Here is an 11,235-nt window from a genome sequence, read left to right on the forward strand (position 1 = left end):
GCAAAAATATCGGGAAAAGGTTTTTTTAGAAATAACTAGAAATGACAATAAGGTTTTCTTAATTATCGTATTATTACCGCATTGTATTTTATGGGTAACTATACATCTTTTGTTGCAGTTAGTGGTCATGCAATTCCTATTGCCTTTAAACCTCGACCTGATCAAATTGTAAATTCAACTACATCGATACCTGACAAGATATCAATTACTTTTAATGAACGGCCTGTATTGGATGCTAGTACTATTCGAGTCACGGATTCTAATGGGACTAGGATCGACAATAATGATCTCAAATTAGGAGATTCTGAAAAAGAACTTACAGTATCTTTGAATGCATCCAAAGTAGTATCAGGTGATTATTTTGTAGAATGGTTCGTCTTTTCTAAGGATGATGGTTTGATTACTAAAGGCTCATATTCTTTTTCATATGCTTCTGACAGGAGCTAAAACTTTCTTATCACATTTTTGCTTAAAATTTCAATATTGTATCTAAATTCCTTATTATTATCTTTTATGGAACCAAAAATGACCGATGCTGGAAACATTGTATTGATTACTTCAATACTCATGTTATATATCATAAATAATACATATATTTATCACTATTGTCAATAAATAACAAAATTACGATTTCTGCAATGATAAACTGTATATTAAATGAGTCGTAATTGATTCTTTACTATTACACATCATTGTTGATCAGGAAAAATGCGGAATTCTCTTATTGATATTTATTCAAATTTTGCTAAGAAACTAGAAAATAATTTTAAATCTTGAATCTCTTTTGAATAATATGATCATGTTACCATAAATTAAAATTAGTTTACAAACATCTAATGATGCTTGTTTAAAAAGACTCTGGTTATGTGACTTAGTTTTTAATATTAGTAAAGTGTTGATTCACGAAATAATTCGGTAAGTTGTAGATATATTATAGACATGTTAATATACCATGATCAATAATGGGGATTAATGCCAATATCAAATTATAGTATGTTAAAAGCTAAAGTTGTAGACTCCCGTTTTGCTTCAGGTACCAATCCTCATTATCAAATTAAGGTAGTAGATGATGAGAAGGAATACAGAATTGCTGTTAATGTTAGATCACAAGACGGATCAGACCTCCAGTATGTCCTTAATTCTCAATGGAATCATCCAATACAAGACGATTTAGAACAATTAGAACTTGGATTACACGGTATTCTAAGTAAGCCTGGAGGACTAGCTTTGGATTATATTCGTGGCAACGTAGTTGATCCACGACTCTTTATCACAATTCCTATGAATCTTCCTGGTCCAGATAACGACTTGAATGAAAAACTCAACCATTACATACAACGTGCAATGGCCGACGAAAGCGCCATTTTATACTCTTTTGGTGAACCCTGGGGTCCAGAAAATAAGAGAGACAAGATTTTTGGATTTCTTCCAGGTGCTGGAATTCACAATATTCATAAGAATCAAGGTAACAATTCCAACTGGGCTAATGATGACGGAGTTTGGCAAGATGGCGGTCTTCTTTTTCATTTCCCAGAACACAATCAATGGATAGCAATATTTCTAAGGTTTCAGAATCAATCCTGGCATACTGATGATGTTACTGGTCATAAAATTAAGGTCCCTACAAGTGGACCTCCTTCTGATTCGATCGCTGTTGAACCATTAAATAGAGACTCACTTCCCACTTCAGATCGTCCTGATGGGCTCATTAGGATTGTTGCTGCATTGGTTAACGATACAAATAGCCCAGAGAAAGAGACTGTTACATTATTAAATACTTCAAACGGCGAAGTATCATTAGATGGCTGGATGATAGCAGACAAACATAAAAATAAGATGCCTTTAAATGGAAAACTGACTAGGGGTAGCACCATTACTTTTCCCATTTCGCCGCCTGTAGTGTTTTCAAATAAGGGAGGAATTATAACGTTACTTGATGACCAAGGTCTCAAAGTTGATGGGGTATCATATACTAAGTCTCAGGCACGTCATCCAGGTTGGACCATAAAGTTCTGAATAATTGAAAAATAAAATGAGGAAATGCAAATGAACATAAGATTGGGTACTTTTAATCTGGAAAACTTGTTTTTAAGATATAGAATTCTAGACGGTGATAGAACTGGAACTTTTAATCCAAAACCTATCCCTTTTACAGATATATCTAAATTCATATCTACTTATACAGAATATCTAGAAAAATTTGGTGGACCAGAAAAACTCGAGAGTGATCCTAAGGCAAGAGAAAAATTGTACAAAGAACTGGCCTCAACCAGCAAAGGAAACAAAATTTTAGCTAAATTTCTTTTAGAAGGTGTATCGATAAACAATCTTCAAATCGATCAGTTGTACGCTGTTAATGAAACTCAAAGAAAAAGTACTGCAAAGGCCATGCGAGGAGAAGATAATGAAATGAATTTTCCAGATATTATGGCATTGCAGGAAGTCGAAAATATGCAAGCTCTAGGAGATTTTAATTCTACTAATTTCGATAAACACTATAAATATAGATACCTTATTGACGGTAATGACGATAGGCAAATTGATGTAGGGTTTTATAGTAATTTTCCTGCAACCCGAATTCGAACTCATCAATTTGCTAAGGACATAGATGGAACACATCTCTTTTCGAGAGACTGTCTTGAAATAGACTTTGCATTAACTGATGATGAAGAGAAGATCGATGATAGTACACCTATTCTAACAGTTTTTAATAACCACTTAAAATCTAAATTTATTGATTTTCGTGTGAAAGAAAGTGATAGAGAAAAAGCCAAACAAAATGCAGAGTCAAAAAGGAAAAGACAGGCTGATGAAATCGTACGTATTCTTAAGGAAAGATTCGAAGGTAATGATTTTGAAAAAAGAGATTTCATAGTATGTGGAGATTTTAATGATTCACCTTCATCTCCGTCTTTAACCAAATTATTAAACTCGGGAATAGAAAATGTAGTAAATAGAATTGGTAACGGAGACATAAAAAAAGAATGGACATACTATTATTCACAAGAAAATACCTTAGAACAGATGGATTACATACTCTTGTCACCGTCTTTATCCAAAAAGAACAAGAATAACAAACCAGAAATTGAAAGAAGAGGAATGGCCAATTACAGGAAACTAAAGACTGATCATAATTTTGACCTAAAGCGATTTGAAGGGGTAACAAAAAGAGGTACAGAAGCTTCAGATCATTGTCCGGTGTTCATGGAGTTAAATATAGAATAACAAATGAATCAAACTTACTTATGAATATCTGTCTAGTTTAATTACTAGCCTCATTTCTGTTTGCATACATCCGTCGGAATACGATTCAAGGTTGAATATGATCCGACAATTAATAAAATATTGAAATCCATTACAATCGAAGGTTCCTTACTACCAACGAGCCACAATCTTATACCCATTATATAATATTATGAACATTACAATTTGAAATAAATGAAGAAAATTTTTGTTTTTACAAGTTTTGTGCTGTCATTTGTGTTGACAGCCTCGTTAACAAGCATTTCATTGGGCCAGATGGCATTAGCCCAAGACCTGTCCAGTCTTAAAGATCATGCAACAAAGTTACTCACGGGAAATGACAATAGTCAGAGAACAGATAATATGTCAGAATCAGCATCCGATAATTCTACCTCATCTGACTCCTCATTAACACAGAGAGCAACCGATGCATTAGGTGCATTCTTAAAATAGAATACTTGGATCAAAATCTATAAAGGATTTTATTTATCTTTAACTATTATTTTGATGCCTCTCAAATTCTAGAAGTATAATAGTTTTTTATTGATTGTCATATTCTTTCTGAGCAGTAGATGATAACAAGCCTATACAAAATACGATCTGAATTGATAATCATTACCAGATAAAAGAACAGTGAGTTTGGACGCGTGGGGATTAGGGTCCCAGTGGTAGTAGGATTCTAATGTAATCTGCATGTGGCATTTTATTTCCGGTAATCGATAAAGAAATAATGCTTCTTTAAGTTATAATATTATCTTCAATGGGGAGACTGTTACAATCCTTGTTTTTTTAACTTAAAAATTTTATATTCTTTAACTAGATTTCATATATATACAACTAATTTATAGTTAATATTATGATTCCCAAAAAGGTCTACTCTACGAATTTGTTAAAACATAAAAAAATGTAAGAAGGGGTACAAGAAATCAGGCTTAAATTTCATTCGGTCTTTTTGTTAATTTTGATCAATAAATGGAAACAAACATCAACAACATGACGGTAACTATGAAAAGCAAATCCAGAACAGAAATAGAAATACTCTTGATAGTAATAATGAAAGTTTTAAGATAATTCAAATTTCAGTATATCAGTAAATCAATAAGAATAAATAATTACAGGCTTTTCCTCAACAACGTTGACCTGTGCATTAATCTTAAGTTCAACTAAATTTACCTGTATGCGAGTATTAGTTGCACCTAACGCTGTCAAATGAACAAGTTAAAACACTACAAAGGTATGGACAGGAATTCAATCAATGGCTTGAGACACTGCACTTCATATGAGAGTTAGACATTTCTGCGTAGAGCTCTATAATGTATATATGAATACCACCCATGGGTATGATGTTGCATTTTCAAAAAAAGAAGGGGAGCTGGAATGAGGTTTCACATAGAGAAAAAAGGTTTACGTGTTTTAGGGATAGCCGAAAGCTTCACAAAAACTAGTACTTGTTCCACACTTACAGGAATAGTAATGCGCCGTGATCTGGTAATTGACGGCATGGTTTTTGGAAATGTTACGATAGAAGGAAATGATTCGACACAAAATATCTTGTCTATGTATAGGTCATTGAGGAGAAACGACATCAATTGCATAATGCTTGATGGTCTTGTAATAAGCATGTACAATATTATAGACGGTGAAGAACTTGAAAAGAGCACTAGTGTTCCAGTTATAGCAATAACTTTCAAAGACTCTGAAGGACTAGAAGGTGCAATAAATCATCATTTTTCCAGTGACTCTGAGATGAAGATGAAATTAGAACAATATCGTAAACTAGGTAAGCGAGACGCAATTCTGTTAAGGACTGGTAAGATCTTGTTCGTACGATACTGGGGAATCAGTTCTGAAGAAGCATCCAAGATCGTTAATTTCTTTACGCTCCAAGGTTCAATTCCTGAGCCGATTAGAATAGCAAAACTTGCCGCACGTGCATGTATGCGAAACAAATAATCTGAACTCGGCTGATGTATGGCTTAGAGGAGGTAACCACATACTCTTCTAATTAGGTTGCTCGTTAGAATTATTTTCAAATGGAATATGAATACGCAAAGCGATTTTTAAATAATCTAAACTGATATGGGTAGGGTGTAACCTTAACTGTTCCTTACTACCACACAACATAAACCAAACGAAAGAAATCAAGAGAATCAAAGGAATCAGATCTTTTTATTTGTAAATTTAATTATATATTATCTGTTTGTCATGACGTTGTTATTAAGCAGAAAGGAAAAGGAAGAACTAGTTATCAAACTCGCTCGGGAAGGAAAGACAACAAGAGAGATCGCAAAAATTGTACACATATCTTTGAAAGATATAGGTGAAATAATAAAAAAATTTACTGGCGAAAGTAATTCTGAAAGTAACGAAGCGGAGAAAGAAAAGGAGAGATTAAGCAAATTATCTATTTATGCTCAAGCTTTTCAACTTTTTAGAGAAAAGAAATCATTAACTGAAGTCGTAATTACACTTGATTTAGAAGCAGACACTGTCTTGTATTACTATAAGGACTATCTTAGACTAAATCATCTGCATAAACTGGTTAATTTATATCACAGTTTAGTAAAAGATCTTCCCTTGTTTCTTCATTTGTTTAATAGAATAAAAGAAGAAGGATTAAGCAGGGAAGAAATCGCATATATGATAGAGATCCAAAGCAATATAGCAGATAAGCAAGAAACTGTTGTCTGGCTCAATAAACATATTTCAGAACTTGGGAAAGAAAAGCAGGAACTTGAGAAAGATATAATTAGGCTTAGAGAAATCAAGATGGATTTGGAACAATAGGCACCTTTTAGGGAAGAAGTAAATCAAAATTCAAGTATTTCTAAATCCAATGCCTGATCAATAATGCTTGCTTGACTAATTTGAGAAAATGGTGATATAGATTGAATACCCCCATTTTATCTATGATAGATTAAAACAACAGTAAAAGATTCTCAAGCAAATGACTTATCGTTATGTTATAAGCAACAACTTTATTAGAATAACCATGTCCTCCTGTATACTAATCACCAGGTTTGATCTCCCAACTCCAACCAGATGTTTTCCCAGTATCGAGATTAACAAAGCCGTCCAAAATTATTTCTAGATTAGGTGTAGATACACGGTTATTGGAAGCCATATCCCTGCGTAGAGGAACGAATGGCAAAATAACCTTACATGACATCTCCTTATTTTTAGGCTCTTTATTTCCCCCCATCTTTCAGAGCTTTATCCTTTAATTTGTCAGCAGGGACGAGTTGAGTTGATTCTCTTATGACCTGTTCCAGTTCCTCTATCTTGATATTCTTTAGGTCAATTAATTCTTCTTTAATATTTTATTAAAATAAGGTCTTGAAAGAGTCTTGGTAATCGAATCAATTTTTCTTTCCAGATCGGAGAGTGATTCTCTTGGATTCTCGTATAATTGATCGGTGTTACCGGAATGATTCAACTAATAAAAATTTGCTCTTTTGATATATAACAATATAGGAGGAACCCACATTTGAGGCGCCGGGAGTGGGACTCGAATCCATACCGTATAATCGTGGAGTCATCAAATAAAACTTTTTGATCCATAGAAGGGTTTGGGATTTGTTTACATGTCAGGTAGTCATGGGTTTTTACCATACGACTAGTATTGTATATCCTCTGATACATCGTGTAGTTTAAGTTCATAATTTATGGAAGGTAATATTGTCACTCATCCACAAAAATCCTTATATCATTTTTACTATAAATCATGTTATGAATTACCACACAGACACCGAATCTGGTTCTTCTGGGTCATCGGTGCTTAATGATGAGGTAGAAAATAAAAAAGCTATAAAGGAGATACAAGATAAACTAAATGAACTAGCACCTTCATTGCATAATTCGGTTAACCTAACTACCATTAAGGACCTTGAATTACGTGTATCCGATGTAGAGGGGAAAGTAGAAAAAATTCTTAGTATTCTAGAATCAAAAAAGGATATCAGATAGTCATGAATTACATGTGATTGATAAGTAAGTATATACCTAGAATAATGACTGAATTAAGCTGATTTGAAGCCATACTCTAATTATAAATTGATTGTTTAACAATATTGAAAGTATTAGAGTATGTTTTAGTCATTCAATAAACAGTCTGAGACAAAAAAAACTATCTATTATAAATACTATAAAAAATACATAGGTGAAATGAAGATTTACGAAAAATTGATGTTACTTTTAACTATTGCCTTTATATTTACTATACCTCTTGATATTAATACTATAATACATCAACAATCTTTTGCTCAAATTAGCCCTTCTCCTGAACGATTGCCACCTACTTCTACACCACCATTTGAAGAACTACCTCAACAACAAAAAGCCACATCGACAAACAAAACATGTATTATAACTCCTTCATTAATCGAAGTGGAAGGTACACCTCAACAGATTGAAGGTCCATATTTTGTTGATAGCATGCCCAACCGTTCTGACCTCCGAGTGGAACCATCCGATGGCTCAATTCAAGAAGGAATTCCTTTGAACATAACTATCAATGTCTATAGAGTTGATGACAGCGATGGAAATGGAAAAGAAACTTGTGTTCCTTTTAGTGGTGCCATAGTGGATATCTGGGAAGCAAATTCTCAAGGACTATATTCTGGAGTTAGAGAAGATGGTACTCAAGGACTGGATTACCTTCGGGGAAACCAAATTACTAATGAAAATGGAACAGTGAAATTTCAAACAATTTATCCAGGATGGTATGAAAACAGAGCTATACATATTCACTTGAAAGTTAGAGATTTTGAAGGTCCAGAGAAAATCTTTGAATGGACTTCTCAATTGTATCTTCCTAATTCAATAAATGAACAAGTACATTTACAACCTCCGTACAATGACCATGGACCTGTCCCCATGACAAATGAACAAGATTTTATTTATACTGGGCCTTCTACTGATGGTTTGATAAAAAATAATACAGGAAATCACTTAATCCTTAACATATCCAAGTCCGATGGCGGATATAGTGGTACATTTAATGTGGAATTGAACGCTACTATGGATACATAACAAACATAGACGAAGTTTGGGACTCGAATCTACGTCTTTCAGACGTGGGTTCCAACAACAAAAAGCATTAACTTTCATAAAAAATAAAATTTTCAGTTATAGAGTCTAAATCATAAGACGAGATGAATTTTAGTATCACATATTGATGCAGAATAGGATATACGAAAAGAAAAAGAAAACAATTTTTAGATTTGTTATTGTTAAATATTGCCAAAGCATAACAATATATAGCTGTAGTACACCATTAATATTAGGATATGTAGTCAAGTGCAAGTTTTAGATTTTAACCATGATGAATGTGATGAAAATGGCTCTAATTATGTTGTCTCTAGACCCGATAATCCTATCGATAATAAGGGTCAAATGAAATTCATTAATTATACGCAGCAATATTGTATTGGAATAATTGATATTGTTAATTCTACTAACGAAACATCAAAAATATCTAGTCCAAATAAATTGAGAAAATATTATTCGCTATTTCTTAATACAATGTCATCTGTAATCAATAGTTGCAATGGGAAGGTTATCAAAACTATTGGGGATAGTCTGTTTTTCTATTTTCCAAAAACTTGTAATGAGACCAATGAATCTGCTTTTCATGACGTATTTGAATGTGGGATGAGAATGCTTTCATCCAGTAGTAAATTGGATAGTCAATTACGTGAGAACGATTTACAACCTATCAATTACAGAATCTGTATGGATTACGGAGAGGTAGAGGTAGCGATGTCAGATAATTCTAATGAAGTCGACCTATTTGGATCGGTTGTTAACGAATGTTCAAAATTGAATAATTTTGTATCATCAAGAGAGTGGTGTATTGGAAAAAAACTGTATAATAGATCTAGTAAATCTCAATTCATCAACAACTACACCGTAAATAAGGTAAATATACAAAATAACTCCTATAATAATGTAAAATTCGATGTAAATTTTAATTATTTTTATTCTGTGAATATACTTGATAAAATTCAAAGAAAAAAGTCTATACTTGATTACAGAGAAACACAAAATACAATAAATAAGAACAATTTGGCAAAAGTTACCGACAAAACATCTATTAATATTCTCTTAATAGACGATGACAAAGATATTCTTTACACGTTTCATACTATTTTAAATAGTCAAGGTTATATCGTCAAGGCTTTTTCAGATGCAACTGAAGCTCTGGAACATGTTATCCGAAAAGGACCTTACTTTTATGACATGATCGTAATGGATATTCGAATGCCTGGAATAAATGGTATTCAGCTATATTATAGATTTAAAGCCATAGATCCCCATGCGAAAATTCTGCTAGTATCAGCACTGGACATTGTACCTGAATTAGTAGGTTCAATGCCTGGTATAGATATGAAAGAGATAGTAAGAAAGCCTATCGAAGCAGAAGATTTCATATTAAAAATAAAATCAACAATAAAAGTTTAACCTATGGGATTTATTGCCGCTAGTTACGAATAAGAAAAGTTCATTGCAAAACAATTATACAGTTTAATTTACAGTATCAGTCAAATTTACGCTCTTGTCTATAGGATCATAGAGGTGATAAGTACTTGTAAATTATACATTCTTTTACTTATAATTTAGACTTTTATTTCTATTTATGTATAGTACTTTATTTTCTCGATATATCCAGTTCAAAAGGTTATGATCATTATCTATTTGTAATCTCGAGGCTTTTAATTTCATTCCAATATTTTTCAAATAGGATTTCTTGAACATAAATCATGTGTTCTGAATTTGAGAATGATGCCACCAGCCTGTTTTCTAGATCATATTTTACCTGTAACATATATTTACTATCATTTGTTATAACCAACTCATGAAAGTTACCTAGTTTGTTGGTATAACCTAATTGTATCGGGTAGTAGTTTCTATTCATCCCATTAATCAATTCAAATTGTTTTACGAAATATTTGTCAATACCATCAGTTAAAATTTTAATATTGACTTCTTTTTTTAGTAATGGTTCAATTTTATTAATAAAGTTATTTCTATTCAGTATAGAGCTAAGGATTTTGATTGATGAAAATATTAATAGATCTTTCTTGCATTGCTCGATGATAAAAACTATTTCGGACTGAACATCTTCGAAATTAGTGATTGTTTTTTGGTAATCTGATTTTTCTTCATATTCTATCTCTTTGACTCTCAAAGCTAATGGGATGGCAATATCCCATAATTTCTCAAATAATTTCTCTTGCTTAGCCACCAATTCTTTTACGTTACTAAACAATGCTTGATCGGGTTGTTCTTTTTCATCATGAAAAATTTGAACCATATATGCTCTATTATCAAAAATTGCAAAGTTGCCTCGTAGATTTTCAATATGCCTTATATCATAGTATTTAATTGAATTTATTAAGTCAACATTTTCTTTCGTAATTTCTACAATTAATCTAAACTTAATTCCTTTATCTCTAGCTTGATTTTCAGCAAGCATTATACCATCTTTAAAGTATTTCCATACAAAAGTAAACATTAACCTATCCCATACTATATCAAATCCACGAACAATACTTTTAAGCGCGATTGATCCCATTTCTAACATTTTATCAGAATCATAAATTACTTCCGTAACCTCAGGAAAATAATGGTTCGACTCCTTCAATTGTTTAAATGTTGAATCATCCACCATTGTGGATTAACATCCCATTTGATAAAAACTTCGTGTTTTAAGGCAATTATGTACTCCCTATAACAAATCCTTGATAATTAATGTTAAGAAACCAAAATAAATGATTTACTATTCGGACAATACCTGTTTTAACACCGAGAAGCATTATCAATTCCTTCGCTTGCAGCGGGTGTACCAGCAATAGCATTCAACGTTACAAAGTCATGAATGGTACCAGGATATCGAGAGGCAGCCGTTGGAACTTCGGCTCATAGGATATCCATGTCTGTATTGGTATTTGGTGGGATATTTACCCGGCACTAGGTGGAGATTTTCCAGGA

At 32.6% G+C, this 11,235-nt stretch carries 13 protein-coding genes; 9 read left to right on the forward strand and 4 right to left on the reverse strand.

What is annotated here, in order from left to right:
- The first annotated feature begins 90 nt into the window (after positions 1–90).
- Complete coding sequence (locus tag NMY3_RS03135; protein WP_196817493.1) at positions 91–447, forward strand: copper resistance CopC family protein; 357 nt, start codon at positions 91–93, stop codon at positions 445–447.
- Here the strand turns inward: NMY3_RS03135 and NMY3_RS16850 are convergent.
- Positions 444–569 carry a hypothetical protein gene (locus NMY3_RS16850; RefSeq protein WP_257720001.1) on the reverse strand — a complete coding sequence of 42 codons (126 nt, stop codon included), beginning with the start codon at positions 567–569 and terminating at the stop codon, positions 444–446. The genes NMY3_RS03135 and NMY3_RS16850 overlap by 4 nt on opposite strands.
- 403 nt (positions 570–972) lie before the next feature.
- Between NMY3_RS16850 and NMY3_RS03140 the strand changes: the two genes are divergently transcribed.
- The 5 genes from NMY3_RS03140 to NMY3_RS03160 all read left to right on the forward strand — a co-directional run bounded on the left by NMY3_RS03140 (position 973) and on the right by NMY3_RS03160 (position 6,030).
- Complete coding sequence (locus tag NMY3_RS03140; protein ID WP_196817494.1) at positions 973–2,016, forward strand: DUF2278 family protein; 1,044 nt, start codon at positions 973–975, stop codon at positions 2,014–2,016.
- 30 nt (positions 2,017–2,046) lie between these two features.
- Positions 2,047–3,225 (forward strand): endonuclease/exonuclease/phosphatase family protein, encoded by a 1,179-nt coding sequence (locus NMY3_RS03145; RefSeq protein WP_196817495.1) that lies wholly within the window; start codon positions 2,047–2,049, stop codon positions 3,223–3,225.
- Positions 3,226–3,438: 213 nt separating this feature from the next.
- A complete protein-coding gene (locus tag NMY3_RS03150; RefSeq protein ID WP_196817496.1) occupies positions 3,439–3,696 on the forward strand; it encodes a hypothetical protein in 258 nt (85 codons plus the stop codon).
- Positions 3,697–4,620: 924 nt separating this feature from the next.
- Positions 4,621–5,196 carry a DUF99 family protein gene (locus NMY3_RS03155; RefSeq protein ID WP_196817497.1) on the forward strand — a complete coding sequence of 192 codons (576 nt, stop codon included), beginning with the start codon at positions 4,621–4,623 and terminating at the stop codon, positions 5,194–5,196.
- A 252-nt stretch (positions 5,197–5,448) separates the two neighbouring features.
- A complete protein-coding gene (locus tag NMY3_RS03160; protein WP_196817498.1) occupies positions 5,449–6,030 on the forward strand; it encodes a hypothetical protein in 582 nt (193 codons plus the stop codon).
- Between the two features lie 220 nt (positions 6,031–6,250).
- Here the strand turns inward: NMY3_RS03160 and NMY3_RS03165 are convergent, their stop codons facing one another.
- Together NMY3_RS03165 and NMY3_RS16855 are read right to left on the reverse strand one after the other, a co-directional pair.
- Positions 6,251–6,445 (reverse strand): hypothetical protein, encoded by a 195-nt coding sequence (locus tag NMY3_RS03165; protein WP_196817499.1) that lies wholly within the window; start codon positions 6,443–6,445, stop codon positions 6,251–6,253.
- A 99-nt stretch (positions 6,446–6,544) separates the two neighbouring features.
- Positions 6,545–6,679 carry a hypothetical protein gene (locus NMY3_RS16855; RefSeq protein WP_257720002.1) on the reverse strand — a complete coding sequence of 45 codons (135 nt, stop codon included), beginning with the start codon at positions 6,677–6,679 and terminating at the stop codon, positions 6,545–6,547.
- A 242-nt stretch (positions 6,680–6,921) separates the two neighbouring features.
- On the opposite strand from NMY3_RS16855, the gene NMY3_RS03170 reads away from it, so the two are divergent.
- The 3 genes from NMY3_RS03170 (at position 6,922) to NMY3_RS03180 (ending at position 9,705) form a co-directional block, all read left to right on the forward strand.
- Positions 6,922–7,209, forward strand: coding sequence for a hypothetical protein (locus NMY3_RS03170; protein ID WP_231100207.1), 288 nt, complete (start codon positions 6,922–6,924; stop codon positions 7,207–7,209).
- Between the two features lie 198 nt (positions 7,210–7,407).
- The gene (locus NMY3_RS03175; protein WP_196817487.1) at positions 7,408–8,274 is read left to right on the forward strand and encodes a hypothetical protein; all 867 of its coding nucleotides are present in this window, start codon (positions 7,408–7,410) and stop codon (positions 8,272–8,274) included.
- A 267-nt stretch (positions 8,275–8,541) separates the two neighbouring features.
- Complete coding sequence (locus NMY3_RS03180) at positions 8,542–9,705, forward strand: response regulator (protein WP_196817501.1); 1,164 nt, start codon at positions 8,542–8,544, stop codon at positions 9,703–9,705.
- Between the two features lie 226 nt (positions 9,706–9,931).
- Here the strand turns inward: NMY3_RS03180 and NMY3_RS03185 are convergent, their stop codons facing one another.
- Positions 9,932–10,915 carry a hypothetical protein gene (locus tag NMY3_RS03185; protein WP_231100208.1) on the reverse strand — a complete coding sequence of 328 codons (984 nt, stop codon included), beginning with the start codon at positions 10,913–10,915 and terminating at the stop codon, positions 9,932–9,934.
- Positions 10,916–11,235: the final 320 nt, after the last annotated feature.

It is taken from the genome of Candidatus Nitrosocosmicus oleophilus (assembly GCF_000802205.1).
GTDB classification, from domain to species: domain Archaea; phylum Thermoproteota; class Nitrososphaeria; order Nitrososphaerales; family Nitrososphaeraceae; genus Nitrosocosmicus; species Nitrosocosmicus oleophilus.